The organism is Kitasatospora sp. NPDC001119, from assembly GCF_053598475.1.
Genome location: NZ_JBSFKI010000047.1, coordinates 15,368 through 41,408, shown reverse-complemented (window position 1 = coordinate 41,408; position 26,041 = coordinate 15,368). Strand labels below are relative to the sequence as shown.

Below are 26,041 nucleotides of genomic sequence, written 5' to 3'. Positions count from 1 at the left end.
GTCACCCCGGCGCTCGGGTGTCGGTCAGGTCCGGTCGGCGGTGACCGGCTGACCGGGCTGGGGCCGGAGCTGGGCCATCAGTTCGGTCAGCGTGGCGCTGGACAGGGGGATCTTCTGACCTCGGATCGCCTCGGCGACCGCCTTGCGGGTCAGCCTGCCGTTCTCCGGCGCGGCCTGCCGGGCGATAGCCAGCAGGTCCTCGGTGTCCAGGTCAGGACGGCGGTCGCTGTCCCGGTCAGTGACCGGCGGGTCGGTGACCGGAACACTGACCGGCTGACCGGTGACCTCGGCGGGGCTGACCGTCGCGGCGGTGACCGGCCTGGTGTCCGCCGGTCGGTCAGTGACCTGTCGGCCGTTGGCCGGGTGACCGCCCAGGTCAGAGGGCTTGGTCAGACTGACCGCGCTGACCTGGGTCAGCCTCGGCTGGTCTCCCGGCGCGGTGACCGGGCGGCTGACCGGCCGCCCCGCACCGGGGCGAACTCCGCTGTCCTGACCGCCGGTCAGCGCTGCCAGCCGCTCGGTCAGTCCGGCCTCGACGCTGACCTGACCGAGGCCAGGGGTGACCGAGGTCAGGTCAGGAGTGACCTGACCTCGGTCGGCCTCGGTCCCTCGGTCACCCTGACCGTCCCGGTCGGCGGGGCTGACCGGTCCGCGGGCGATGAGGATGTAGAGGTGGACGGCGCCGGCCAGGGCGAGCGGGGCGATCGTGGAGAGCACCGCGACCACCGAGTCGCCGAGCCGCAGGCCGGCGGTGGTGCTCTGCTCGTTGAGCCGCACGGCATGCAGGGCGTTGGCCCACAGACTCGCCCCGGTGGCCGCGCCGAAGAGCAGCCAGACGTAGGCGCGGGCCCGCAGCGGGGCGTCGCGCATCACGAGCAGGGCGCGCACCCCGTAGGCGATGAAGCCGTCGATGACGAGCGGGAACACGAGGGTGAGCAGGCCCCGCACGTGGATGGCCACGGCCATCTGCTGCAGCGCGTCGTAGCTGAGCGCGCAGCCCGCGCCGCCCAGGGCGATGACGACGGCCCGGTCCCAGCCGGTGACGTGCGCGGAGTTCGGGGTGGTAGCGGTGGTGGTGCTCACGCGGCCGTCCCGAAGTCGTCGCGGTGCAGCTGCTCGGCGGCGCCCTGCCCGGCCGAGGCGGTGCGGGCGGCCTGTTCGGCGATCTGCCGGTGGCGGATCGCGCGGCGGGTCTCCCGGTAGAGCTTGAGGGCGTGCTCCGGGCTGATCTTGAGGAGCCAGGCGAGGCGCTCGACCGGCACGTCCTGCCGGTACCCGGCGAGGACGACGGCGCGCCGCTCGGCACGGGTGATGTGGATGTCCCGTCCGGCCAGCACGGCGTTGACCCGGCTGTAGTCCAGGCGGTCGACGAGCCTGCTGTGCAGCGGTTCGCGCTCCTCCTCGGTGAGGCCGCCCCGGATGCCGTGGGTGTCGCCCGTCTCCAGCGCGGCGTCCAGGCAGGCGCGGGCGACCGGGCACTGGGCGCACAGCGCCTTCGCGGTGGTGATCGCGGCCGTGTCCTCCGGACCGGGGAAGAACACCTCGGGGTCGACGGGGGTGTACTCGGTCGGGGTGCAGACGGCCTGGTCCTGCCAGGTCTGGTCGCCGAGGGCGCGGTGGCGGACAGGGCGGGTCGTGGTGGTCATTTGGGGTTGCTCCGATCGCTCTCCGCGCGCGGGGTCGGCGTCGGCGGAGAGGGCGCTGGGTCGGTGAAGGGTGGGCGGCTCGCCGTGGGGCGGCCGGGCGCGGCGGCGGCTCAGGCGGCGCGCTGGAGGCGTCTGCGGTCGACCGGCTCGAAGCTGACCCGGGTGGTCATCTGGGCGAGCCGGGAGGTGACGCGGTCACCGAGGCAGGTGCGGAGGTCCTTGATCGGCAGGTTGCTGGTGATCAGGGTCGGGAGCATGTGGTTGTAGCGGCGGTTGATCAGCCGGTAGGTCTGCTCTTCGACGAACTCGGAGCTCTTGGCGGCGCCGAGGTCGTCGAGGATCAGCAGCGGCACCCGGCTGTAGGCGGCGAGGGCCCGCTCGGCGTCGGTGTCCGAGCTAGGGCGGAGTTCGGCGTAGAGGTCCGCTGCGGTGGTGGCGCGCCAGCGGACTCCGATGCCGGCCTCGACCAGGCGGCGGACGGCGCCGTACGCCTCGTGGGTCTTCCCGGCGCCGACGACTCCGGCCATCAGCAGGCTGGGGCCGGTGACGACCTGCCGGCGGGCACCGAGGCTCGGGGCGGTGGCCTCGGCGGCGACCTGCCGCACCCAGGCCAGGACCTGCGGGTTCGTGGCGACCGCCTCGCGGTAGCGCGGCGGCAGCCCGGCAGACAGGACCTCCTCCGCCGAGTACGGCTCCGCCTCGTCCGGGAGGGCGTCGACCACGTGCTGGTCGATGCCCCGGGAGGCGAGGATGCGGGCCATCCGGTCGAGCACCGAAGGCGCGTCGGCGAGGGTCTGCGGGTCGCGGTGGGTGCGCATCACAGCTCCTCGGCGTAGGCGGCGACGGCGTCGACCGGGTTGGTCCACGCCTGGTGAGCGGGCACGTTAGGCCGGAATCCCGGCCGCGCCAAACCGGTGCCTCGTGCGTTCATGGCGTCGTTGACCAGGCTCGGCAGCCGGGACGGGTGGCCCTGGATCTCGGCGAACCGCTGCAGCCCGGCCCGGACGTGCTCAGCGGCGATGCCCTCGTCCAGCAGGGTCTTGACGACCTTGCCGAGGTGGCCGAGCACGCTGCCCGGCGGACGCTCGGCGCAGGCCGTGACGTACTCGCCGATCAGCTGACCGGCTGAGACGGCGTCCGCGTCGGGCGCCTCGCGCCCCGTAGGGAAAGAAGATCCAGGATCCAAGATCCTAGATCCAGGCGTCGAGGACTCCGGGTGGGCTCGGCGAACCGTCGGGGAGGCTTCGACGAATACCGTCTGACCTGCGGTTTTCCGGGGAGCCGGAACCGGCTTGACCTCGGCCTCGACGACCAGGGTGACAGCTTCGGCCGTGCCCGGCGCCGTCTGCGCGGCGGGCGCCGGGAAGTGCTCGCGCGGCTGCTTGAGGGCTGCCGGAGTGTTCGCCGACGCTTCGCCGAACACTCGGGGAGCACTCGCGGCGGCCTCGACTCCGGACCCCGGGGTGCCGGCGAGGGCGGCCTGCTGAATGCAGGGGCCCTTGCAGACGCCGCACCGCTCCGGCTCGCAGTGCGGGCACGCGGGAAGGCGGCTCAGCGACGGCTTGTCGATCTTCTGGTGCTTGCGCCACGTCGGGTAGTGGAAGTACCGGCGGCCGTCGCAGCCGGTGTAGCGGCAGATCGCGCCAGCAGAGGCGAGCTGCTGGAGGTGGTCCTCGACGTCAGCGCGGGTGATCTCCTCGCGCATCGGCCAGACGAGGCCGTAGACGATCGCGGCTTGGTCGCGGTGCCTGCCGTGGTCGTCGGCGTGATTCGCCATGCCGAGAAAGGTGATCACAGCGGGGATGGCCACCTCGGCGAGCGTCTCGCTCACCCAGGTCTCGGGCTTGATCGCTCGTATTCGCGCCATGTCAGCGGCTCCGGACCGAGGTGACGGCGAGCTGGCCGGTGGCGAGGTCCAGCGTGTGCGGGCGCGTCCAGTCCGCCTCCGGCCAGGACCGCAGCACCCAGCGGGCGGCGACCTTGGTGGTGCTGCCGCTCAGCATGAGCCGCTCGCCGCGTCCGTCGACCGCCACGGTGTAGGGGTGGGGCCACTGACGGCTGGGGTGGGTGAGGCTGACGCGGACGGCGACCGCGCCGGGAATCATGCCCGCGAGCTTGGCCCCGAGCCGCTGCTGGCTTGGGTTGGGCTCCACGTACTGGGTTCCCCCGGGCAGGGCAGTCATGCGATACTCCGTGTTTCGTAGGAAACGCGCGCGGCGGCCTCTCGTGCAAAAGAAGTCCCGCCGCTCGCGCGGTAGTGAATCAGCGACCTTCGGGGCGCTGGCCCGGCGTCCAGGAGTTGGTAGCTCCAGGGCGCCGGTTCTCGTTTCCGGACATGTCCTACTGCATCGACTCCCCCTCTCTCTGCCCACCTGTCACCTCCGCGGCGGGGTGAGAACCTTAGGGCCTCCGGAGCCACACATCCAGTCCTTAACTCCCCATGGGGGGGGGAGGACTCGTGCGCGTACCGCCCCATGCCCCTCGCCGCCCCATGAGTGCCCGGCCGGCCTTCGGGCCCCGGCTTCACGGTCTCGGCCTTCCCAGCCACCGGCCACCGTTGCTGCTGCAACCCCGGGCCAAAGGCTGAACCGGAAATTCCGGGCCGCCCGCGACATCAATGAGACCCTATGATCGCCACTTGATTCCGGTCAAGAATTTCAAGCCATCTACGCGAGTAGTAACCCTCATTTCCCGCCTGACGGGAAATGATCTTGGCCGGTGAATATCAGACACCCCCCGACCCAATGAATCACTCATTCCGGCATGCCCGTACCGCATCGAGCAGCGCCCGGACGCCCTCCGGATCGCACGCCCGGAAATGAATTGGCGGCCGACAGGTTCTCCTGTCGGCCGCCAATTCGAGCATGACGAAAGCTCGGCGCCCGCTTATGCGGCGATCTGCCCACCGGAAATAAGGCTCATTGCGCGCGCGGCATCACATGTTCGCTGGATCAGTTCTCGCAGGTCGCTCGGCATCTCCTCGGCAGGCATTCCCAGGCCGATTGATCCCATCACCGTCGACCCCCACATGACAGGTGCCGCGATGGCATCCCATCCGACCAACGCCTCCTGGCGGCCGATCGCGAAGCCGCGCCGACAGATATCGGCAAGGGAGGCAAGCAGACCAGCCTCATCACGGATCGCACCCGGCGTCTGGGGCTGGGGCAGCTCCTCAGCGAGCACCGCCTCCTGCATGTGGGTCGGCAGGTGAGCCAGGATCACGCGCCCCGTTGCGCCGACGCGCAGCGAGCGCGGCATGGAGCCGATCGTGTAGGTCAGAGCCCTGAGGGTCTCCGGGTCACGGTCACCGAGGGTGTAGTCGGTACACAGGCGACGCAGGCCACCGAACCCGGTGACCGTGGACAGAATTACGACCCCACCGGTACTCCGTTGGAGGTCGTCGAGCATCTGCTGGACGTCGGCCGCGACCGGGGCGGAGGTCATGGCCTGCAGCGCCATCTCGATCATGGCGGGGCCCGGCCGGTAGCGGCCTCGACTGACCTGGTCGACCGTACGGGTCTCCACGCCGGCCTGCAGAATGCGATGGACTGTGGAGTCAGGGATGCCGGTGGACCTGGTGAGGTCGAGCACGCCCTGGACGCCGCTTCCCTGGGTGACCGCGCGGAGAACGGTAAGGACTCGGGCGTGAGTGCTGGCCGCCGGGCCTGATTGCTGGCGCGGCGTCGATGGCGCTGGTGTTGCAGCAGAAAGCAAGGGAGTCTCGCAGGTCTGTGGTGCCGGGACCGGCCGGCCAAGTCCGTTCTCCGGTCGGCATAGGCATGTGAGGCCGATGGCCCGACCAAGGCCGCAGGTCCCGTCACGGGTCCAGTACAAGGTCGTCGCAGCTAGAGCCGTGGGCGCGCCGGGCGCGCGAGCAGCGGGGGGTGCACCGGGCCTGGGCGTTGCCTCGTGCGCCCAGGCCCGACGAGCGGTCAGTGACCCATGCCGGCGCCACCGTCTACGGGGATGATCGCCCCGGTCAGGTAGGCGGCGGAGTCACTCGCCAGGAAGGACACTGCGGCAGCGATCTCCTCCGGCTGGGCCATGCGGCCGAGCGGCACCCGCTGGAGCAGGGCTCCACGCTGGGTCTCGGAGAGGACTGCGGTCATGTCCGTTTCGGTCAGGCCGGGGGCGACGACGTTGCTGGTGATGCCGCGCGGGCCGAGTTCGCGGGCCAGGGACCGGGCGAAGCCCACGAGGCCGGCCTTGGAAGCGGCGTAGTTGGCCTGCCCGCTCTCGCCGGTCATCGCGACAGCGGAGGAGATGAAGATCAGTCGGCCGCGCTTCGCGCGGAGCATTCCGCGGGAGGCACGCTTGGCGGCCCGGTAGGCGCCGGCGAGATTCGTCTGGAGAGTGGCGTCGAAGTCGTCCTCGGACATGCGCAGCAGCAGCGCGTCCCGGGTGATGCCGGCGTTGACGACGAGGATCTCCACCGGCCCCTGGGCCGCCTCGACTGCGGTGAACGCGGCGTCGACCGACTCGGCGGAGGTCACGTCGCACTGCACACCGAGGAGGCCCTCCGGGGCGAGCCCGCTGCGGGAGGCGACGGCCACGGTGGCGCCGTCCGCGGCGAGCCGCTGCGCGACAGCAAGGCCAATGCCTCGGCTGCCTCCGATAACCAGGGCTGAGCGGGACATGAGGGCTCTCCTTCGTGGGGCAGGTCGCCGAGCTACCCGTTCGGTGCCCGGCGGCTTCCACCATGCCAGCCCCCCACTGGAACTCGGACTTCCAGAAGTCCGAGTTCCGGAACCGTGAGTTCGCGAACTCTCAGTTCCGAACCACACACATAGATCACCCAGAGTAATCTTCCGGATATTTTCCGCAACATCCCGAGCGTCGCCACCTCAGGGGCACCGTCGGTGCATTGACGACTCGTCAGATTGCCTCAGCAGTCCACTTGATCAAATGACACTTCATCATTCCGAAAGGAAGGAATATTGAGCTTTAAACTAAATGGTCACAATTGCGCTTCTGTGGCTTTCCCCACACACCGATCGAGGCCGTTCCGCGTCTCGACGATGCCTAGACTCGGTTGCCATGAGCACCGACTTCGAGCGCCTCGCGGCTCGCGATCAAACGCTCGCCGCCATGATCCAGTGCTGGCGCGAGCGGACAGATCCCAACTCCATCCCAGGTCTGGTCACGACCCCAGGTCGCCGCACTCGGGAACTCACCAAAACCGAGGTCGCCAAACTTGCCGGCATCAGCGTCAAGTGGTACTCGAAACTGGAAAACGGAGAGCCGGCACAATTCTCCGACGCAATTCTCGACCGTCTTGCATTCACATTCCGGCTCAATGATGCGGAACGCCTCGCCTTGTACCACCACGCCACTGGGCGCGCCCCCGCCCCGCGAGACACGGAGCCCGACGCCATGGCGGCCATGGACGCGGACATGCAGCGTTGATGAGGCTCTCTGAATCTGGCCGGTGTTGCTCCAGCTCCTCAGTTCTTTGAGGCTTGAACGGTCTGGGGAGTGGGGGTGGGCGTTTGGCCCTTTTCTGCTGATCGGATCGACGGGAGCATGGCCTGATGGAGGAATCGCTGGAAGCGGCCTGGGACTTCGAGCTGGACAGTTCGGCAGGTATTGACCAGGCATATGGCCGTGATGAGCACGTGGGCTTGGTTACTCTGGTCTCGGCGGCTCGGGGTGGTGGGCTCGCGCGCTTCTTTCCGTTCACCAGCATGGGCCGACTGTGTTTCAGCACGGGGCCGCGCTGGTGGATGGGAGACGGGGAGCCGGCGCCGGCGTTCGTGACGGTGGCCCCGGAGGGCGGCTATGTCGTCTGGCGCGGGAGTCCCTATGCCCATCCGGCCGAGGAGGTGCTGGAGACTCATGCGGCCGCCGAAGCCGTCGCCGAGCTCGAACGCCTGCTGGGACTGAAGGACTTCATCTGACGACGACTGCAGCGTCAAGGGGGGAGCCCGCAGCGTGGGCTCCCCCCCTTGACGATTGACGGGTCAGACCCTGCGCAGGGGGACGACGTCGTTGGTTGGTTGCGGGATGGTCGGGCGGGCGGCTTCCGGGGTGGCCAGCAGCGCGACGATGGTGATGGGCTGGTCGCAGTGCGGGCAGTTGCGGATCGCGGTGGGCGCGAGCGTGTCGCCGGCTCGTGGGCGAGGCGCCGGCGGGAGAGTGGGCTTGGCGGGGCCGGCGGCGATCGCGGGCCGGTTGAGCAGGGGTTCGCCGAGTCGGCGGGCCCGTCGTTCGTCGCGCTCGCGGTCGCGGGTCTTCTCCGCGTCGCGGCGGCAGAGCGGCGAGCAGTAGACCTGGCGGACCCGGGCCTCGTGGGTGAACTCGCTTCCGCAGTTCGGGCAGTTCTTGACCACCGGCGGAGGCGGCGCGGGGCGGCGGGCGAGGTCGGCGCATCGCGGCGAGCAGAAGATCTGCCGTGTGCCGGGGGTGGGGTCGAACTCCGTGTCGCAGTGGCGGCAGTAGCGGGGCAGGCGGCCGGCGGCGTCGGTGAGCGGGTCGGCTTCAGGAGACACGGGCGTTCACTCCCCGACGAAGGGTCTCGGCGTGGTCCTGGTGCGAGCGCATCCGGTAGGACGGCCCGTCGATGCCGACGACGGCGGCGCGGTGCAGGAGACGGTCGAGCATGGCCGCGGCGACGGTGGCGTCCCCGAAGGCTCCGGCCCAGTCGGCGATGCCGACGTTGGTCGTCAGGATGGTGCTGGACTTCAGATACCGCTGGTTGATCACCTGAAACAGGGCGGAGGCCCCGTCCCCGGGCAGCGGGAGGTAGCCGAGTTCGTCGATCACGAGGAGCCTGGGTCCGGCGAAGAAGCGCATGCAGGTCGACCAGCGGCCCTCGATCGCGGCCTTGTGGCACTTGGCGGCGAGTTCGGCGGCGGTGGTGAAGTAGACCCGGTGACCGGCCTCGACCGCCGAACGGGCGAGCGCGATGGCCAGCATGGTCTTGCCGACGCCCGGCGGTCCGACGAACAGGACGTTGGAGGTGTTGTCGAGGAACCGCAGGGTGGCCAGGTCGCGGATCAGCTTCTCGTCGACTCCGGGCTGGGCGGCGAAGTCGAAGTCGTTCAGCGTCCAGGGCTCGGGCAGGCAGGCGAAGCGCATCCGGGAGACCAGCTTGCGGGCCTCGGTCGCCTCGACCTCGATCTCCAGCAGCCGCTCCAGCGCCGTGGTCAGGGACATCCGCTCGGCGCGGGCCTGGTCGAGGACCCGGGGCAGGGCCTCGACCGCGTTGTTCAGCTTCAGGTAGGACAGGTGGGCCCGCAACTGCTGGTAGCGGCGCGCCTCGCTCATCGGGACAGGATCACTCAACTCTCTTTCTCCTTCTCCTCGTTGCCGGGTGCCGTCCGCAGTCGGGCGGCGACGTCGGCGTAGGTGGACAGGTCGATGACGACCCGGGCCGCGGGATCGGCCGCGCTGCCCTGGCCTCGGAGGGCCTCGGCCTCGGCCAGGGCCTGGGGCGAGAGCGGCCGGCGGACCTTGCCGCGACAGGGCGGGGCGTCGCTGAATGCCTCCAGCACCGCCCGCTCCAGGGCGACGACGTGCCCGGCGTCGCGGACGGTCTGGCCGCAACCCCGTGGGGCCATCTCGTGGCGGGCGATGACCGCCCCGCCCGCGGTCGCGACCGACAGGAACGGCTCGTCCAGACGCCAACGGACCGAGACAACCGCGCCCGGCAGGCCCGGCGGGACCGAGTAGAAGTTGCCGCGGAACGGGACCAGGGCCTGCGCGGTCACGACGCGGTCGGCGGTGGCCTGGGCCGGGAACGGGGCGAGGGGCAGTTCAAGCAGCGGCTCGGCGTCGGCGAGGTCGCCGACCGTGGTGCGGACGCCCTCGATCGCGCGACGGCGGCCGTCCATCCGGACGGCGAGTTTGTCGATCCCGTTCTGCGCGGCCTCGATGCTGATGCCGTCCGGGACCGTGCGCCACCAGCGTTGCGCGGCCGAGTGGTTGGCCTTCTCGACCACGCCCTTGCGGTTGCCCCGCCTCGGCGGGCAGATGTCGACACCCACCCCGTAGTACTTCGCGACGCCCGTGAACGCGGCGGTCAGCTTCCCGCTGGCCGGGTGGCAGACCGTCGCCATGCGGTCGAACCGCCAGCGCCGTCCGGTGCCATGCAGCCTCCGCAGGACCTGGTCCAGCGCCTCGACCAGGTGCGGGAAGTCCTCGCTCTCGGCCAGCACCCCGCGCCATCGTCCCGAGTGCGCGAGTGCACCGACCAACAAGTGGGCGTTCGCCCCGACGCCCCAGTGCTCGGGTGGGTCGGGCAGCTCCAGCCAGTCGAACTGGACCTCCTCGCCCGGCGGGTGCTCGATGATCGAGCTGTCCCGCCTGGCACCGCGGTGGCACGGCCCGCAGTGCGGCCTGACCTGGTGTTTGCGCAGGGCCCGGGTAAATGTCGAGTAACCGCCGCGGTAACCCAGATCGATGATCTCGTCGAACAGCGTGGTCGCCCACAGGTGCGGATCATCCGCCAGTCGTTGCCGGCAGTAGGGCAGGAACAGCACGAACTCATCCAGAGCAGGGGCCCGGACACCGGCGACGCGTTCCCCGGCCAGGTAGGCGCGGATCGTCTTGCGATCCCGCCCCAAATGCCGGGCGATCGCCGAGATCGACCATCCCTGCCGACGCAGCGCGTGCGCGTCCACGTCTTCCTCCCTGGTGAGCATCAAGGCCCCCGAACAGGCCGAACTCCATGCGCACGCAGGCTTTCCACCCGGCCACGAACTATCCCGACACGCCGGGCAGGGTCACACGAAGGGTGGGGAGATCAACTGAGCAGGTTTGGAGGCAACTTGAGTAGCACCTGAGGAATTTCGCAGAGCGTCATCAGCGTCTTCTCGACAAGATGCTCCCGCACCCCGCGTACATATCGGACGTCGCCTGGAACGTGGTCGCGCACAACAACCCGTCCCGGGAGATGTACCCCTGGGTCTACGAGCGCAACATCATGAGATGGGCCTTCCTCTACCCCGGCGCCCGCGAGCAGCTGGTCAACTGGAAGGAATCCTGGGCCGTCCCCTTTCTCGCCCAGATCCGCACCGCCGCCGCCCAGTACCCCGACAACGAGCAGCTCAAGAAGCTCGTCGCGGACATCCTGGAGGGCTGCCCGGAAGCCCAGGAGCTGTGGGACCGACACGACTTCTACGAGCACCCTGACGGCGACATCAGGCACATGCGAATCCCTCACGGCGGCGGGGACGAGGTCCCCGTCCGCATCATGGCCCTGGCCCCGCTGCGTAACAGGCAGCTGCGCTTCATCGTCGCTTTCCACGGCGTCTGACCAGCAGCCCGCGCGGTTTTGCGCCTGAGCAAGAAGTGGCACCACGCTCCCGAACCGGTGCGGCGGGAGCGTGGTGAGCGCCGTCGCCCTGGTGTTCGTCTGCCCAGGAGTACCAACCGTGCCCCCGGAGTGAACGGTCAAATGATCACTCGGTCGGTCGGAGAGCGTCGAGGACGTCTTCGACCGTGAGATCGTCTCGATCTTTCAGGCTGCTCCACCTGGTGAGAACAACGGCAGCCGCGTGTGCGAGGTCGGCGGGCAACCCCGAGTCCACCAGAGTGTCGGCCACATCCCGCATCTCGGGTGCCCACCGCCATGCTCGTGGCGCAACCGTGCGGAGGTAATCCCGATCCGCCAGCAGCGGCCCGGCCATTGCGCGGCCTTCGTCGATCAACTCGGCGGTCACTCCGTGCTGATCGGCGAGCGCGTGCGCAACTCCGACCAATGTCCTGGCGGCCTTCTGGTAGCTGGCGAAGGCCAGTTTGAGCGCCGAGGCCGCACCGGCGTCCCGGTCGAGGCAGCGTGCAGCGACCAGTGTGCCGTCGAAGATCGCGGCCACCCGGCGAGCCGCTACCGGGTCGCCTGCGAGATAGAGGCGCGCGGTGGTCGAAGCGGCTGGTGGCGGGCCGATGATGGAGCCGTCGAGGAACGTTGCACCCGCCTCAGAGAGGATATGGGCGATGCTCCCGGCCCGCGTCGGGCTGATCGCGTTCGCATCCACATAAAGGCCGGTATAGGAAGGTACGGCGGCAACTTCGGCCGCGACTTCCTCGGCGGCTGCCGGCGGGCAGACCGAGATGACGATCTCGCTTTGCTCAAGCGCGGTCGCCAGATCATCGGCAGGAAGCAGGCCCGCCTCAGCGGCTCGGCGACGACTGCTCTCACTGCGGCCTTCCGGCAGCCACAGAACCTGGTGCCCGGCGGCAACGGCCTGGGCAGCTATGGCAGCACCCATCTGTCCCGGGTGCAGAACCGTGATCGTGCTCAACCGCGACCCCCAGCTGGTAGTTCGTTGCGGACCCTTCGGTGTTGCATGATCCCATCTTGGAGGGACAGCCCGATGGGCGAGGTGCGGGCCGGGCTCACAGCCAGCCGTCGCGCGAACTGATCGAGACGTCGGCTGACGCTCTCCGTGGGGCGCTTGCTCGCGACAGCAATCACCGCGTCGATTTGGTGGGCCGCCCCTTCTATCTCGTCGCCTGCCAGCTCGGCGAGGGCCAGGTCCATCCGGGCAAGCGACATCTCGCCGAGCCGCCGGGTCTCCGGCGGGTCGGACTCATAGAGAGCGACGGACTCTTCGGCCATGGCCGCCGCCTCCCTGTTGTTCGCGTCGCCCCCAAGCCAAAGGTGCGTGGTGGAAGCGTAGAACCGTTGTTTGGCCAGCGGGAACGCGAGCATCCCACCCGGGATGTCGTCATTGGTCGCCTGCTCCCGATACGCGTCGGCCTGGCGCAGGGCTTCCACGGCGTCGTGCTGCTGCCCGAGACGGGAGTGCGCCCTCGCGGCGATGCTGGAGAGGCGGATGTGAGCCGTTCCGCTCTCCGGGATGTACTGCTCGCCCAAATGCACCAGGCGAATTGCGTCGTGCGGGCGATCCTCCCAGTAGCAGATCATCGCTTGGGTGCCCCTGATCCACGATCGCAACCCGTTATGGCCAGCCTGCTCCGCGCAGACGAACGCGGTCCTGGCCTGGGTTTCTGCTGCACGGTAGGCACCGAGGTCGAAACTCGCGTTGGCGAGGATTCCGCAGAGCACCGCGGCTGCCAGGTAGAGGTCGCTGGTGTAACCCGGAGGCTGCCGGCCTTCCAGAAACTCGAAGCAACGGTCCCTCAAGGAGACGACCTCCTCGAACAGGGGGACGACCGGCCGGTTGGGGTAGGTGGCGACGATCCTGTTGATGTCGGCCTGCAGCTGTTCAAGGCTGTGCGGGCCGACGTTGCTCTGTTCCGCGTAGGCGGCGAAGGAAGCCGATTGGCTGGCGGCTGTCATCAGCAGGTCCTGGGTGTGAGCGTCCGAGCCGACGCTCGGCTCTATGCATTGTGCGGCAGGAGCAAGCGAACTGCGCTCGCCCGCGGCGCGGACAGGTCCGAACAGATCCCGGGCGCTTCGCTGGAACAGGTGCTCCAGGACCCGCGCCGTCAGTGGCCGTGGCCCGCTGCCGTGCTGTCCGCGCGTCCACCGACTGAACTGACGCTCTCCGATGGTGACCTTCGCCAGCGCGGGGTTGTGTTCGAGGCGCGCCACCTCGACGGCGGCGGTTTGTAGCTGCCGGAGGAAGACGAGGTACTCGCCCAGTCCACGCTGTTGCACCAGGACCTGGAACAGGGAGATCTCTTGGTCTGACGCCATGACAACTCCGTTACGGGGATCGATGGAACGGCCTCGAAACAACGATCTCCGATCCCAGCCTGACGCGGGAGGGTCAGCGACGAAATGTCAGCTCTCATGTCGGCTGATGTCGACCTGTGTCGGCTCGTGTCAGCGCGTGGTTACTAGCCGAAGTCGTCCGGACACGAGCAGGATTCCCCCGTCGCGCCAGAAGAGCGCCGTCCGCGTGGCTGGTCCAGGCGATGGACGAGCACCCCGGTTGGAGCGGCGGGCCGACCGCCCTAACAGCGGCTGCGGTCCGGGGCGTCACCGCGCGCAGGCCCGAGGGCGTCAAGAGCGACTCGGAGACGACAGCCCCGGCGTCTCGGCCATCTCCCCGCACAGCCTGGCGAAGGAGCAACACCGTGAGTTCACCCCACTGTCAGCCCCTAACCGATCTGGTCACCGGCACGACTGGCATTCGGGCCGCCATTCACGTCAGCCCCGAGGGACTCATCCTCGCGGCCTCCCCTGGGCTCACCTCCGAGACGGCCGACCGTTGGGCCGCCGCCATGGCTGCGCTGAGCGCGGTGAGCACCGAAGGCGTCGGTATCGTCGGCGATCTCACGTCCCGCGAAGTCCCGTGGGGCTACAGCGTGATCGAGGACCGGTACGGCCAGACCCTCGTTCTGGTCGGCTCGCCGGACAAGTCGATGCTCGCCGTGGCCGCTGCCAAGGGGGCGGACCTGGGCATGATCGTGGGTCGGCTGATCGAACTCGCGGACCAGGGCCACGTCGTGGCGGTGGCAGCGTGAGCGCGGCGCCGAAGGAGCACGCCGTTCGGGGCCGCCGGCGTCCGCATCCGCTCCCCGATGTCCTGGTGGCCCCTCACATCCCTGATCCGCGCAGCCCCGGCATGGCCGGGCTCGCGTGCTACCTGGCCCGGCGCGGTGCGCGGGTGACCGTGGCACCGCGGCAGGGCGGCCGCGACGACGAGCTGCTCCAGCGCCTCGCCCGCGCCGGCGCCGTGCTGCAGCCCGTGGTGCCGGGCGTGACGACGTCGCTGGTCTGGGGCGGAGACGACGCGGCGGTGCACGAGATCCTCGATCGTGCGGCCGGCCACGGTCTTCCGAGCATGGGCTATTCCCGCGCGGTGGAGCTGTTGGCCGGGACCGCGCCCACCGTCGTGGCCGTCGTGGGCAGCCACTCCACCGCGATGGCCGCCGCCGCCCTGACCTGTGCGCTGACCGTCCGCGACCCGGGCTGGATTCTGACCGCCGCCCCGCACGGCGACGCACCCGGCTACGACGGCAGCGGCGACGTCCTGGTGGTGGACCTGTGCCCCGACACCGCACTTCACGAGGCCGCCCCGCCGGGCTGGCGTCACCGCACCTTGGGCTCGGGCCTACGCCCGGCGGTCACGCTGGTCACCTCCGTGGACACGGCACCGCCGATGTTCGCGACCCGCGAGGAGGCGCTGGACGACATCGAGGCACTGGCCCGCCGCAGCGAGAGCGTGGTGGTGTGGGCCGGACAGCCGGGCTGCGACGAGCTGCTGGAGCGCCTGCGCCGGGCCCCGGGCCCGCGGGTGGTGACGGTGGGCCGGGGCCAGGGCATGGACGTGCAGATCCTCCGTCTGCTCTGGAGCGGGGAGGACCACCACCTCACCATCCAGGCCGGCAGCGAGCGGGTCTCGCTCGCCGTGCCCGTCGCGGGCCGCACGTCCGCCCTCGGCGTCGCGGCGGGGTTCGCGGCCGGATGGGCCCTCGGGGTGTCCCCCTCCGACCTCGTCGACGGGCTTGGGGCGTTCACCGGGGCCGAAAGGTCGCTGACCCGCCTGGGCACGGTCCGCCGCGTCACCGTGCTGGAGTCCCGCGCACAGCACCCGGAGGAGATCGCCGCCGACCTCCAGGGGGCGCAGATGCTCACCGAGGGGGCGGTGATCGCGGTGTACGAGCCGGTCGGTCACCTGCGCACCGCCGCGCTCGCCGACCGGATCACCGCGGCCCTGGCCGCCGCCGACCGCACGGTGCTGCTGCCCGTCCTGTCCACCCCGGCCCGCTCCCAGCTCCAGATCGACGGCATCGCTGCACTCGCCAGCGCCAGCGACGGTGCCGGCGGCCGGGACAGCGGCACACTCGTGATCCCCGAGCCCGGACCCTGCGGGATGGGCGCCGAGGACGTGGCCGCCTCCCTCGCCCACGCCGACGACGTGATCCTCACCATCGGCACCGAGGCTGCCCGCCGCAGCGGCCCGAGGCTGTTGGCCGCCCTCGACCGGCCCCGGCCCGTCCAGTAGCAGCACACCCCACCCTGCCCTCACCTGCGCCACAAGGAGCTTCGCCATGCCCATTTCCCTCCCCGACCGGCCGGACCTGTCCGAGGCCGACGTCCTGCTGCTGCGCCAGGTCGCCGGTGGCCACCTGATCGACCCGGTCAGCCGCGCCACGGGCCTCGCCGCCAAGGAGGTCAACCCCGCCATCCAGGCGCTGACGGCCCGGCTCGGCACCCGGCACCGCCACCGCGCCGCCGCTCTCGGCGCGGCCTGGGGGTTGGTGCGTCCCGAGGACGTGCCCGTGTCCCACCCGACCGGCCTGCCCCTGCCCGCCCAGCAGCAGAGGGTGCTCGCCGGCCTGGTCTCCGGCGAGGAACCGGCGGCGACCGCGAAGCGGCTTCGCCTGAGCACGAGCACCGTCCGGACCTACACCCAGAGCATCCTGCGCACCCTGGGCGTCCGCTCCCGGCAGCAGGCGGCGGCCCTCGCCGTCCTCGCCGGCATCGTGCCGCTGAGCGCCCTGGGCGACGGCTGGCCGGACACCCGGCTCTCCGCGACCACCGGCCCGCCCGCGCAGCACGCGAGTTGATGCCCGACCTCCGGCCGTAGCCGCGCAGCCGCCCCGCCCCGCCCCGTTCCGAGGCTACTGCGGGGACCGTCTCGCGAGGCCCCCTGTCACCCTTTCCACCCAGCGTCAGGACCACCATGAACCGCATCGAGGGCTCTCGGGTCCGCACCGCCGTGCAGGCGCGGGACATCAACGGCGGCATCCACATCCACCCCGACCGGGTCTGGCCCGTCCCGCGGCAGCTCCCGGCCGTGACTGGCGTGTTCACCGACCGAGTGGGGGCGCTTGGCTTCCTGGACACGGCGCTGGCCGCACCGCCGCCGGGCACCGCACCGGTGGCGGTGATCAGCGGCCCGGACGGCATCGGCAAGCGGACCCTGGCCGCCCGCTGGGGGCACCGGGCCGCCGACCGGTTCCCGGACGGTCAGCTCGTGGCCCGCCTGCGCGGCGCCGGCCGCCCGGCCCCGATCGCCGAAGTGACCCGGTCCCTGCTGCGGGCACTGGGCCTCGGAGAGACCGAGACGCTGCCGTGGGACACCACCGAACTGCTCGCGCTGTGGCGCTCCGTGAGCGCCACCCGCCGCCTGCTGCTGGTTCTGGAGGACACCGACTCGGCCGAGCAGGTCCTCCCGCTGGTACCCGCCAGCGCGCACTGCGCCGTCGTCGTCACCAGCGCCGCCCCGCTGCCCGCCCTCGCCGCCCACGGCGCACGCCACCACCGCCTGGACCCGCTCTCGCCCGAGCACTCTCTCCTGCTGCTGGGGCGGATCGTCGGCGCGCAGCGCGTCCACGCCGAGCCGCAGGCCGCTGCCGCGCTCGCCTCGGCCTGCGGCGGTATGCCGCTGGCGGTCGGCCTCGCTGCTGGGGAAGCCGCCCTCGACCCGGCCCGGCCGCTCGGCGAACACCCGGCGCTGGCCGCGCCCACGCCTTCGGAGGCCGTCGCGGTGGCGACCGCTGTCGTCTACGAGTCGCTGCCCGAGCCCGCGGCCCGGCTCCTGCGGCTCCTGGCCCTGGTGCCAGCGCCCGACGTCGACGCGCTCACCGCCGCCGCCGCGACCGCGACGCCGATTGTCCAGACCGCTCAGCTGCTCCAAGAGCTGGCCGCCCGGCACCTGCTGGAACACACCGGACGAATCGCTGGCCGGGGCGAGGTGTACCAGCTGCGGCCCGCCGTCGCCGAGCAGATGCGGGCCGCTGCCGCCCGCACCGACTCCACCGTGATCCGGACCATGGTCGTCCAGCGCTACCTGGACGTCCTGATCGCCACCGCGCACGCCACCGTCCAGCGGCTCACCCCGCACCACCGCGTGCTGCCCCGCCAGTACCGCCACCTGCCCAGCGAACCGCCCCGTTTCGCCTCTGATCGCAGCGCGCTCGCCTGGCTGGAGGCCATCGCGCCCGCCGTCCAACCCGCTCTCGACGCCGCCCGCGAACTCGGCGAGCACCGGGCGCTCGTCACCCTGGTCCACGACCTGTGGCCGCTCTTCCACCGGCTGCGGCGGCTGGACCTGAGCGTCGCCGCCAACGAGCAGGGCTTACGCTCGGCCGTGCTCTGGGGCGACCAGATGGCGATCCGCGAGATGACCACCACCCTGGCCCTCGCGCTCAAGGGAACCGGCCGCCTCGACGAGGCCGGCCGACGCTACGCGGACGCCCGCGACCTGGCAAGCGCCGACCAGGACCGCGGCGGGGTCGCCCAGTGCACGATGGGCATCGGGTCCTGCCTGTGGGCCGGCGGGCAGTACGACGCCGCGAGGCCCCACCTCGGTGAGGCCACCCGCGTCTACGACGACCTCGAAGACCTACGCGGCGCGGCGCTGGCGGACATCCTGCTCGGCTCGGCCGCCGCCCGCCTCGGCCAGCCCGACGACGGCGTGGCCCTGCTCTCGGAAGCCCACGCGAGCCTGGCCCTGCTCGAACCACCCGACCCGCTCAACGCCGCGCGGGCCCTGGCCTTCCTCGGCGAGGCCCACTCCCTGGCCGGACGGCACGACCTCGCCGTCACCGCCCTCACCAAGGCACGCCAGAGATTTGACGAGATCGGCCACGGCCACTGGCGCGCCCTCACCACCGAGTTCCTCGGCCAGGACGCCGAACGCTCCGGGGCGAAGCAGGCCGCGCTCGCCTGGTACGGCGCCAGCCTCGACGGGTACGCCGCGCTGGCCAGCCTGCGGGACATGGAACGCCTCGACGCCCGAATCACCCAGGCGAGCACCCCGTGACCGCCATCAACCGCGAGCCGGAACCCGCCGTTTCCGTCTAGAGGCTAAGCCGAAGTCACCGGGGTCGACCCGATGTTCGCGTGTCGAGTCGGCCCAACCACTCTAGGGCCAAGACCCCACATCCACGGGCCGAGACGGAGGCTGCACCATGGTGAACCACGTAATTCATTGTGAGGTTTCCGTTGCCCCGCAGGCTTGGCAGCTGCGGCACGAGACTGTGATCGCCGCCAGGTGGGCAGGTCCTGCGGCACCTTCGCAGAGTGGCCGCCGGTCAGGCTGCTATCGCCGCCTTCAACTGAGTCAAGGCCACCCCGGCCTCCTCGCGGACGTCCGGCAAGTCTCGGCTGGCGCGCACCACTCGCTGGATCTGGTGCGGCAGCCGGTGCGCCACCGCTCCCCGCACTGCCTCGGCCAGGTGCTCTCGGGCGGCCCGGTGGTCGCCCCGAAGCGTCAGGACCTGCCCGGCGGTGATCGCGGAGATGATGCGCCACTGCGTGGTCGTGTGAAGTCGAGGCGCGGGTGCGCGTTCCAGGACGCGAACAGCCTCTTGGACACGGCCGGTGGCGGCGAGCCCCCGTACGTGGACCTCGTGGTGGCTGAAATCGGAGAACAGGGACGTCGTCGGGGCCACGTCCAGCAACCGGAAGCCTTCGGTGACCGCGTCGTCGAACGCGGCCCGGTCACCGGCGTTGCCGGCGGCGCGGGCCAGAAGGATCACGGCTTCTGCTCGCTCGCCAGGTGTGCGGGCGGCATCCCGGGCCTGGGCGAGCCGGTCAACCGCGGCTCCCAGGAGACGGGCCTTGCGGAGTTCGTTGCCGTGGTGGCGCAGGGCGTAGGTGTGCAGGGTCGGATCGCCGAGGCGTCGGGCGACAGCCAGTCCTTTGCCGGTCCAGCGGGCAGCAGTGGCCAGGCGCTCGTCAGGCAGGACGTGACCGAGGGCGACGCCGAGGCCGACGCGGGCGCGGGCGAGCAGCCGCAGCACGTCAGTTTCGGTGCGGCCGTCTTCGACCCGGGCCTCCAACCGCGCCACCAGAGGCCACAGTTCGTCGACGGCGGCGCTGGCCTGGCCGGCCTGGCGGGCGATCTCGGCCAGACGCAGGACGCTCTCCGCGAACTGGATCATGGCGTGGTGGTCTCCATCTGCGTCGTCGGTGATGCCGAAGCAATGGGGCGGGAGGCGGAGCTGGTCGGCGATGTGTCGCAGGGCGCCGATGTCGGTGATGGTGCGCGAGCCGGTCTCCACCCGGGACACGTAGCTGGTGGAGTAGCCGAGCAGGTCCGCGAGTTCCTGCTGGGGCAGGCCGTGGAGTTCACGGTAGAAGGCAAGGATTCCCGCCAGGCTTCGCCGGCGCAGGATCTCCTGGGCTCGGGGCGTGGTCCAATGCCATTGGATGCCGTCGCGTGGCGCGGGCTCCACGGCTCAGTCCCGGTCGAGGAGTTCGTACCAGCGGGCAATGGAGTCCTTGTAGCCCTGGGGCATGACGAGCGCGTCGACCTCGTGCCGGTGGAAGAGTCCGGCCTCCTTGTGTTCGTGGCTGACAACGGGGGGCGTGTCAGCACCGGTGGCGGTGCAGCCGTAGGTGACGATGAAGACCTTCCGGCCGGGCAGCGGCTCGTACATCCACGTATCGAGCAGAGCGCTGGCGTTGGCCGTCCAGCCGCTCTCCTCTTGGATTTCGGTCTCCACCCGCTCGGCGGGGGTCTCGTCGCCTTCGAGCTTGCCTCCGGGCAGCTCCCACTCCTGCCTCTCGTTTTTCAGCAGCAGCACGCGCCGCTGGCTGTCGAGGACCACACCCTTGATCGAGATGGGGAACTTCACTGGGACGTAAGGCTGTTCGAGCTGGATCACGCCGTCCTCCATGATGTGCGGCCAGACGCAGGCATCCCGAACGTAGCAGCCCCGAGCCGAACCGAAGCGCCCTGTTCCCGTGATCACGGGTTGACAGTTTGTCACTGTACGGCGGTGGCGATGCCGACGACTGTTGTGGTCTCCCCATCCCATCTACGCCCAAGGGAGATCCCCATGCCTTCGAACACCCCCGGAGTGGACTTCTTCGCGCCGGACTCCGCGGCGGCCAGCTCCGGTGAGTTCCGGGAGCGAATCGGGGAGGTGCTCCGGGAACGCGGCGCGGCCGGCCTGACGGGCTTGCACCGCCGCGACGACGTGTTGGAAGTCGCGCACCTGCTGCTGGCCGAACTGCGCCCGCACCGCGACAGCGGCCCGGACGGGCTGACCACGATCCGCGACACCGGCCGCCAGGGCCGACGTGTTGGCCTGGCCGGGCTGGGCCGAAGCGATCTCGCGGCCCACACGGAGAGTGCCCAACTGCCCTGCCCCCCTCGCCTGGTCATACTCGCCTGCCTCCAGCCAGGCCGTGCTGGAGGCGAGAGCATCCTCGTCGACGGGCGTGCCGTGCTCGGCGAGCTGGCCGGCTTCCGGCCCGCCGCGCTGGCAGCCCTGTCTGCGCCGCGCGCAGCCTACTTCGGCGGCGCGGACGGGCTGTTCGCCCCCGTCCTGGAAGACCTGCCATCGAAGCGATGGCGTATCCGCCTGCGCCAGGACGAGCTAGCCCGCTTCTCACCAGAGACACAGGTCCAGATGCCCGCCTTGCGCACCGCGATCGCTCGGCACACCGTCTCGGTGCGCTTGGCCGCCGGGCAGGCGCTCCTCCTCGACAACCACCGCGTCCTGCACGGCCGCGCCGCGTTCACGGGAGAGCGGCTGCTGCTGCGTGCCCTCGGGCCTGCCCACGGAGGGCTCGGCCTCGAACCGGGTTTCACCGCGCCGTGGATCGCGACCGAAAGCGCCAGGAACACGGCGTGAGCTTGGGTGGCATCCCCCCGCCCGGCAACCACAACCTTGCCCACGATGTAACGAGGAGACTCGATGCTGCTTGTGATGGTTGATGGCATCGACCTGGCCGGCAAGACCACGCTGGTCGAGGCCGTGGTGCGAGACCTCGCCGATCGCGGGGTGATGGCGGCTCGGCACCGTGGGATGCTCACCCGGCGCCATCCGCTGAACCGGCCCCTTCGCTGGCTGTCCATGGCCCGCCAGCCGGACAGCGCGCTCACCACGACCGCGTACCTGTTCGCCGGGTTCGCTCTGGACAACCTGCTGGCGAGGGTACGGCCGCTGGCAGCCGAGGGCTGCGAGGTCTTGATCCAAGATGCCTACGTGGACCGGATCGTCGCCTTCGGAATCGCCGGCGGCCCGTACCTCGCGGCCCGCGCGGCCCTGCGCTGGCCGCAGATGTTCGCCCCGTTCGACCTCGCGGTCCACGTGACCGCCGACATCAAGACCCGTGCCGAGCGCCTGCACGGCCGCGACCACATCGACGTCCGTGACCTGCGCAGTGCGCAGGACGAGCCGTTCGCCGACCGCTTCCACCAGGCGCTCGCCGTGATGGGCCGCCGCCACCGCCGCCTGATCACCGTGGACACCACCGGGCGGGACGTGACCGACGTGGCCCGCGAACTCGGCGACGCGATCCTCGCCCTTCCCCGCCGCACCACGCGCTGACCGGCGCGCCGCTCCCTGCCCCCACGACCTCACCCGGAGGCGATCCGTCATGCCCACCCCCCTGCCCGGCCCGGTGCGCCGCGCCGATACGGGCCACCTGTGGCACCCGTGGAGCCCGATCCGCGTCGCCACCCCTCGCCTCGTCCTGACCAGCGGCGAGGGCTGCCGCGTCACCGACGACACCGGCCGCAGCTACCTCGACCTGCGTGCCGGCACCCTGAACGCCATCGTCGGCTACGGCGAGCAGCGCGTCGTCGACGCGATCGCCCGCCAGGCCCGGCAGCTGATGACGTGGGACCTGGCGGAGGTGACGACCGAGCCTGCGGCGCTGCTCGCCGAGCGGATCGCCGCCTTCTGCCCGCCGGGCCTCTCGCGCACCCTGTTCTGCAACTCCGGCTCCGAGGGCATCGAAGCTGCCCTCAAGATCGCCCGGATGTGCCACTGGATCACCGGCGACAAGGAACGCTCCGTCGTCGCCTCCTGGGCGGATGGATACCACGGGGCCACCACCGCCGGGATCGCCGCCACCGGGGCGGAGTTCCGCCGCGACGGCGCCGGGCCGCTTCCGGACGGCTTCCTGCACCTGGCCACTCCCCGGTGCGCGAACTGCACGGCTGGCGCGGGCGGTCACGAGTGCCGGATTCCCGGCTCCGCCGAGTGGGAGGCGCAGCTCGCGGCGGTGGGCGCGCACCGGGTGGCGGCGGTCCTCGTCGAGCCGGTGTTGAGCGTCGGCGGGGTCGTCGTCCCGCCGGACGGCGCCCTGGCCGCGCTGCGGGCGCTGTGCGACCGGCACGGCATTCTGCTGATCGTCGACGAGGTCGCCACCGGGATCGGTCGCACCGGGTACATGCTCGGCTTCCAGCACGACCTCGCCGCCGGCACCGGTCCGGACATCGTGGTCACCTCCAAGGGCCTGACCGGGGGGTACGTGCCGCTGGCCGCCGTCACGGTACGCCAGGGCCTCTACGAGGCGTTCGCTGACGACCCGTACCTGGGCGGGCTGCGGCACGGGCACACCACCGGCGGCCACGCGACGGCGTGCGCGGCGGCGCTCGCGGTCCTGGACATCGTCGAGGGCGAGGACCTGCCGGCCCGCGCCCGCAGCGTCGGCTCGACTGTCCTGGAGTACCTGTCGAAGGACTTGTCCGGCTGTTCACCGGTGCGGCAGGTCCGTGGCCGCGGGTTGCTGATCGGGGTGGAGACCGTGTCTGTGGAGGTGGCACAGGACGTGGCCACGCTCGCCCAGCAGGCCGGTGTCCTGGTGCGCTCGTTCGGGCCGGTCCTGACGATCGCGCCGCCGCTGGTCATCACCGAGGACGACGTCCTGGCCGGCGCCCGAACCGTCGCCGACGCCCTGCACACCGTCGCCGGCGGTGCGCGGTGAGCGGCGGGCGCGACACAGTGGTGCTGCCGTGCGCGGGCACCGGAAGCCGACTCGGCCTGCCGATCGCGAAGGAACTCGTCCCCACCGGGCCGGGCCGGGTCGCCCTCGACCACACCCTGGACCTGCTCGCCCCACACGCCGACCGGCTTCGGCTGGTCGCCGTGCTCGGCCCCGGCCGGGAGGCCACCGCCCGCCATCTGACGGCCCGTTGCGCTGACCTCGGCCTGCCGCTCGCGCTCTGCTCGCAGGATGCGGAGCTGCCGGAGTCGACCGGCGCGGTGCTGAGCTGCGAAGCCTGGTGGGGCCCCGCAACCGCCGTCCTACTGCCCGACCAGATCCTCGCCCAGCCGGCCCCGCACGCGGTCGGGAACCTCCTCGACCTCGTGCACACCGGGCACCGGGCGGCGATCCTCATGGCCGCCGAGAACGACCCGCAGCGGCTGGCCGTGGATGGGGCGCTGCGTCTGGAGGGCACCTGCGGCCACGAGTGGCCGCAGGTCGCGGACTTCGCGGACAAGCCCGGCCTCGAACAGGCCGACCGCTTCAACGCCGTCTGGTTCGCCTACGCCTTCGCCCACGAACACGGCCGGGCCGTACTCGATGTGCTGCACCGTGCGACGCTCCGCCAGCCGCCGGGGCCTGAGGGCATCGCCCCGCTTCTCGGCGCGCCGGCGCTCGACGTCGGCCCGTTCACCGACCTGGGCACCTGGCCCAACGTCGCCTCGACGATCACCGGGAGCGTCCTGTGACGACTGTCCTCATCCATTCCGGCCCCTACCCGGTCGACGACGAGCTCGGCGGGATCGGTATCCGCCTGTGGGAGACGGCCCAGGTCCTTGCCGACGCCGGACACCGGATCACCATCGCCGTCCCGCGCCCCTCCGGCTTCACTCACCCTGGCGTCACGGTCACCACCCGGCCGTGGGAGGAACTCCTCGCCGGGCACCGGGTGCTGGTCACCACCGACCTTCTCGACACCCGGCTGCTGCTCGCCGCCCACGCCGCCGGCCTGCTCCTGGTCGCGGAGAATGCCCCGCCGATCGAGCATCTGCACTACGACGCGCTGGCCGGCCCGGACGGACAGGACCTGTACGCGGACACGGTCGCGCGCTGGCGGCTGCAGCTGATGCTCGCCGACCACCTCCTGGTGCGTTCCGAGGCCGAGCGCGCCTCCACCCTCGGCGCGCTGGTGGCCACCGGCCGTCTGTCCGCCGCCCACCACCGTGCCGGTCCTGCCCTGAACCACCTGCTCAGCCTGGTGCCGATCGGCCACAACCGGCACTCCGCCCAAGCCGCTGCAGCAACCCCGGCCGGGCCGCCGGTGGACGTCGTGTGGAGCGGCGGCGCGTGGGAGTACTGCCACCCCTCCCCGCTGCTGCCCGCCCTGGACCACGCCCGCGGCCTCGGCCGGGAGCTGACGCTGCGCCTGCTGTACGAGCCCGGCCCCGCCTTCCGTGCCCAGGTGCACGCGATGGATCTGGACGGCCTGGTGCAGCTGCCCAATGGGCCGCTCGGGCACCACGGCCGTGACCGGATGCTCAACGGCGCCCGCTGCCTCGCGATCACCGGTGCGCACACGGCGGAGTCCCAGACCTGCCACCGGCTGCGCCTTCGCGATGCAGCCCTGTACCGGCTGCCGGTCGTCGCCGACCCGCACGGCGCCACCGGCGAGGTGGTCGCCGCCCTCGGCATCGGCCCCGTCGCCGATCCGGCCGACCCGAAGGCGCTCGCCCTCGCGCTGCTGGCCGCCACCGACGACGGCCCCGCCCGCACCGGCCACCTCGCCGCGCTCGACCTGGCTGCGCCCCGCTTCGACCTCGAACGCCACCTGCGGCCGCTCCTGCGCCTGATCGCCGAGGCCCGGCCCGCGCCCGACCGCAACGATCCGGCCCACCATGCCGCCGTGGCCCGCCTGCTCGCCGACACCCCGGCCCTGACCACCAGCGCTCCCGCCATCATCTGACACCGCGTCCGACCGGAGGCCACCGTGCCCGCTCCCGCCATCACCCGCCGCACCCCGGCCCGCAGCGCCGCCCCTCTCCAGCTGCCCGGCTTCACCCTGGCCCCCGCCGAGCCGATCGTCGTCAGCAGCTGGGGCATCCCCCAGCCCGTCGCCCGCCAGCGGATCGCCGAGGACTACCGCACCCGCGGCTACGCCGTCGTCCACGTCCCCGACACCGTCCCGGCCGAGGCCGACCTCTCCTCGCTGGCCGACGCGTTGAACCTCGGTGCGGCGTTCAGCCCGCCCCAGTACCGGGGCAGCACCCACACCCAGGGCGGGGTCAGCCGCCTCACCGCCACCGCCGACCCCGCCCACCCCTTCCAGGACCGGGCCGGGCAGAACCTGCACTGCGACGCCACCCTCCAGCACCTCGGCCAGGTCGCCACCACTGTCATGATCTGCGTGCGCCCGGGCCGCTCGGGCGGCCAGACCCAGCTGTTCAACGCCGTCCAGGCGTTCGCCGAACTGCAGGCAGCGGACCCCGAGGCCGCTACCCAGCTCACCCACGAGCGCGCTCTGGTGCGCACCTCCACCTTCGTCGACGGCCTGTCCACTGCCGGCCCGGCGTTCGGCCGCGACCCGGCGGGCAACCTGATCACCCGCTACAGCCTCACCGCCACCGACTCCTACCACCCCACCGCCCCGGGACGGCAGAAGCACCTGGACCGCGCCCTCGCCGCGCTGGCCGACGCCGCCGCCGACAGCTCCTGGCACCGCACCACCTTCACCCTCGCCGCCGGGCAGGCCCTGATCCTGGCCAACGACAAGCTCTGCCACGGCCGCGCCCCCTTCGTCGACGACCCCGCCGCCCCGCGCCTGCTCCTGCGCGGCCTGTTCACCACCCGCCCCACCGTCTGA

27 protein-coding genes are annotated in these 26,041 nt (G+C 71.4%); 13 read left to right on the top strand and 14 right to left on the bottom strand.

Translation table 11 applies throughout. From position 1 onward, the window contains the following. Positions 1 to 24: 24 nt before the first annotated feature. The 7 genes from ACWDD9_RS37710 to fabG form a co-directional block, all read right to left on the bottom strand. The gene (locus ACWDD9_RS37710) at positions 25 to 1,083 is read right to left on the bottom strand and encodes a DUF2637 domain-containing protein (protein WP_449814097.1); all 1,059 of its coding nucleotides are present in this window, start codon (positions 1,081 to 1,083) and stop codon (positions 25 to 27) included. Further along, positions 1,080 to 1,646 (bottom strand): WhiB family transcriptional regulator, encoded by a 567-nt coding sequence (locus ACWDD9_RS37705; RefSeq protein ID WP_449814096.1) that lies wholly within the window; start codon positions 1,644 to 1,646, stop codon positions 1,080 to 1,082. The genes ACWDD9_RS37710 and ACWDD9_RS37705 overlap by 4 nt, the downstream gene beginning before the upstream one ends. 110 nt (positions 1,647 to 1,756) lie before the next feature. Next, entirely contained in the window at positions 1,757 to 2,464 is a 708-nt protein-coding gene (locus ACWDD9_RS37700; RefSeq protein ID WP_449814095.1) for an ATP-binding protein, read from the bottom strand. After that, positions 2,464 to 3,513 (bottom strand): hypothetical protein, encoded by a 1,050-nt coding sequence (locus tag ACWDD9_RS37695; protein WP_449814094.1) that lies wholly within the window; start codon positions 3,511 to 3,513, stop codon positions 2,464 to 2,466. The genes ACWDD9_RS37700 and ACWDD9_RS37695 overlap by 1 nt, the downstream gene beginning before the upstream one ends. Before the next feature lies 1 nt (position 3,514). Then, complete coding sequence (locus ACWDD9_RS37690; RefSeq protein WP_375874583.1) at positions 3,515 to 3,829, bottom strand: transcriptional regulator; 315 nt, start codon at positions 3,827 to 3,829, stop codon at positions 3,515 to 3,517. Between the two features lie 703 nt (positions 3,830 to 4,532). After that, on the bottom strand, positions 4,533 to 5,360 hold the full coding sequence (locus ACWDD9_RS37685; protein ID WP_449814093.1) for an IclR family transcriptional regulator: 828 nt from the start codon (positions 5,358 to 5,360) through the stop codon (positions 4,533 to 4,535). Between the two features lie 218 nt (positions 5,361 to 5,578). Continuing rightward, positions 5,579 to 6,283 (bottom strand): 3-oxoacyl-ACP reductase FabG, encoded by a 705-nt coding sequence (gene fabG / locus ACWDD9_RS37680; RefSeq protein WP_449814092.1) that lies wholly within the window; start codon positions 6,281 to 6,283, stop codon positions 5,579 to 5,581. 400 nt (positions 6,284 to 6,683) lie between these two features. Between fabG and ACWDD9_RS37675 the strand changes: the two genes are divergently transcribed. Both ACWDD9_RS37675 and ACWDD9_RS37670 read left to right on the top strand, forming a co-directional pair. Further along, a complete protein-coding gene (locus ACWDD9_RS37675; protein WP_449814091.1) occupies positions 6,684 to 7,052 on the top strand; it encodes a helix-turn-helix domain-containing protein in 369 nt (122 codons plus the stop codon). A gap of 125 nt (positions 7,053 to 7,177) precedes the next feature. Continuing rightward, positions 7,178 to 7,543: a hypothetical protein gene (locus tag ACWDD9_RS37670; RefSeq protein ID WP_449814090.1), complete on the top strand. Its 366-nt coding sequence runs from the start codon at positions 7,178 to 7,180 to the stop codon at positions 7,541 to 7,543. Between the two features lie 63 nt (positions 7,544 to 7,606). On the opposite strand, the gene ACWDD9_RS37665 is transcribed toward ACWDD9_RS37670, so the two are convergent. The 3 genes from ACWDD9_RS37665 to ACWDD9_RS37655 are packed head-to-tail and all read right to left on the bottom strand — an operon-like array spanning position 7,607 to position 10,267. Beyond that, positions 7,607 to 8,134, bottom strand: a complete 528-nt coding sequence (locus ACWDD9_RS37665; RefSeq protein ID WP_449814089.1) for a hypothetical protein — start codon at positions 8,132 to 8,134, stop codon at positions 7,607 to 7,609. Next, on the bottom strand, positions 8,124 to 8,930 hold the full coding sequence (gene istB / locus ACWDD9_RS37660; RefSeq protein ID WP_449814088.1) for an IS21-like element helper ATPase IstB: 807 nt from the start codon (positions 8,928 to 8,930) through the stop codon (positions 8,124 to 8,126). Before istB ends, ACWDD9_RS37665 begins: the two co-directional genes overlap by 11 nt. Beyond that, positions 8,927 to 10,267, bottom strand: coding sequence for a Mu transposase domain-containing protein (locus tag ACWDD9_RS37655; RefSeq protein WP_449814087.1), 1,341 nt, complete (start codon positions 10,265 to 10,267; stop codon positions 8,927 to 8,929). The genes istB and ACWDD9_RS37655 overlap by 4 nt, the downstream gene beginning before the upstream one ends. 158 nt (positions 10,268 to 10,425) lie before the next feature. On the opposite strand from ACWDD9_RS37655, the gene ACWDD9_RS37650 reads away from it, so the two are divergent. Continuing rightward, positions 10,426 to 10,902 (top strand): MmyB family transcriptional regulator, encoded by a 477-nt coding sequence (locus ACWDD9_RS37650; RefSeq protein WP_449814117.1) that lies wholly within the window; start codon positions 10,426 to 10,428, stop codon positions 10,900 to 10,902. 145 nt (positions 10,903 to 11,047) lie between these two features. Here the strand turns inward: ACWDD9_RS37650 and ACWDD9_RS37645 are convergent, their stop codons facing one another. Next, a complete protein-coding gene (locus ACWDD9_RS37645) occupies positions 11,048 to 11,890 on the bottom strand; it encodes an NAD(P)-dependent oxidoreductase (protein WP_375874587.1) in 843 nt (280 codons plus the stop codon). Then, entirely contained in the window at positions 11,887 to 13,251 is a 1,365-nt protein-coding gene (locus tag ACWDD9_RS37640) for a hypothetical protein (protein WP_449814086.1), read from the bottom strand. The genes ACWDD9_RS37645 and ACWDD9_RS37640 overlap by 4 nt, the downstream gene beginning before the upstream one ends. Positions 13,252 to 13,634: 383 nt before the next feature. On the opposite strand from ACWDD9_RS37640, the gene ACWDD9_RS37635 reads away from it, so the two are divergent. The 4 genes from ACWDD9_RS37635 to ACWDD9_RS37620 all read left to right on the top strand — a co-directional run bounded on the left by ACWDD9_RS37635 (position 13,635) and on the right by ACWDD9_RS37620 (position 18,274). Continuing rightward, on the top strand, positions 13,635 to 14,024 hold the full coding sequence (locus ACWDD9_RS37635; protein ID WP_449814085.1) for a roadblock/LC7 domain-containing protein: 390 nt from the start codon (positions 13,635 to 13,637) through the stop codon (positions 14,022 to 14,024). A 65-nt stretch (positions 14,025 to 14,089) separates the two neighbouring features. Further along, positions 14,090 to 15,508 (top strand): hypothetical protein, encoded by a 1,419-nt coding sequence (locus tag ACWDD9_RS37630; RefSeq protein WP_449814084.1) that lies wholly within the window; start codon positions 14,090 to 14,092, stop codon positions 15,506 to 15,508. A 46-nt stretch (positions 15,509 to 15,554) separates the two neighbouring features. Then, positions 15,555 to 16,073: a helix-turn-helix transcriptional regulator gene (locus tag ACWDD9_RS37625; RefSeq protein WP_449814083.1), complete on the top strand. Its 519-nt coding sequence runs from the start codon at positions 15,555 to 15,557 to the stop codon at positions 16,071 to 16,073. 116 nt (positions 16,074 to 16,189) lie between these two features. Beyond that, positions 16,190 to 18,274 carry a tetratricopeptide repeat protein gene (locus ACWDD9_RS37620; protein ID WP_449814082.1) on the top strand — a complete coding sequence of 695 codons (2,085 nt, stop codon included), beginning with the start codon at positions 16,190 to 16,192 and terminating at the stop codon, positions 18,272 to 18,274. A gap of 271 nt (positions 18,275 to 18,545) precedes the next feature. On the opposite strand, the gene ACWDD9_RS37615 is transcribed toward ACWDD9_RS37620, so the two are convergent. Both ACWDD9_RS37615 and ACWDD9_RS37610 read right to left on the bottom strand, forming a co-directional pair. Beyond that, positions 18,546 to 19,691 carry a helix-turn-helix domain-containing protein gene (locus tag ACWDD9_RS37615; protein ID WP_449814081.1) on the bottom strand — a complete coding sequence of 382 codons (1,146 nt, stop codon included), beginning with the start codon at positions 19,689 to 19,691 and terminating at the stop codon, positions 18,546 to 18,548. Between the two features lie 3 nt (positions 19,692 to 19,694). Next, the gene (locus tag ACWDD9_RS37610) at positions 19,695 to 20,123 is read right to left on the bottom strand and encodes an NUDIX hydrolase (protein ID WP_449814080.1); all 429 of its coding nucleotides are present in this window, start codon (positions 20,121 to 20,123) and stop codon (positions 19,695 to 19,697) included. Between the two features lie 174 nt (positions 20,124 to 20,297). On the opposite strand from ACWDD9_RS37610, the gene ACWDD9_RS37605 reads away from it, so the two are divergent. The 6 genes from ACWDD9_RS37605 to ACWDD9_RS37580 all read left to right on the top strand — a co-directional run bounded on the left by ACWDD9_RS37605 (position 20,298) and on the right by ACWDD9_RS37580 (position 26,041). Then, positions 20,298 to 21,098 carry a TauD/TfdA family dioxygenase gene (locus ACWDD9_RS37605; protein WP_449814079.1) on the top strand — a complete coding sequence of 267 codons (801 nt, stop codon included), beginning with the start codon at positions 20,298 to 20,300 and terminating at the stop codon, positions 21,096 to 21,098. 63 nt (positions 21,099 to 21,161) lie between these two features. Then, a complete protein-coding gene (locus ACWDD9_RS37600; RefSeq protein WP_449814078.1) occupies positions 21,162 to 21,797 on the top strand; it encodes a hypothetical protein in 636 nt (211 codons plus the stop codon). 49 nt (positions 21,798 to 21,846) lie between these two features. After that, complete coding sequence (locus ACWDD9_RS37595) at positions 21,847 to 23,181, top strand: aminotransferase family protein (RefSeq protein ID WP_449814077.1); 1,335 nt, start codon at positions 21,847 to 21,849, stop codon at positions 23,179 to 23,181. Beyond that, positions 23,178 to 23,930, top strand: coding sequence for a hypothetical protein (locus ACWDD9_RS37590; protein ID WP_449814076.1), 753 nt, complete (start codon positions 23,178 to 23,180; stop codon positions 23,928 to 23,930). Before ACWDD9_RS37595 ends, ACWDD9_RS37590 begins: the two co-directional genes overlap by 4 nt. Further along, complete coding sequence (locus ACWDD9_RS37585) at positions 23,927 to 25,144, top strand: hypothetical protein (protein WP_449814075.1); 1,218 nt, start codon at positions 23,927 to 23,929, stop codon at positions 25,142 to 25,144. The genes ACWDD9_RS37590 and ACWDD9_RS37585 overlap by 4 nt, the downstream gene beginning before the upstream one ends. A 24-nt stretch (positions 25,145 to 25,168) precedes the next feature. Continuing rightward, positions 25,169 to 26,041: a TauD/TfdA family dioxygenase gene (locus tag ACWDD9_RS37580; RefSeq protein ID WP_449814074.1), complete on the top strand. Its 873-nt coding sequence runs from the start codon at positions 25,169 to 25,171 to the stop codon at positions 26,039 to 26,041.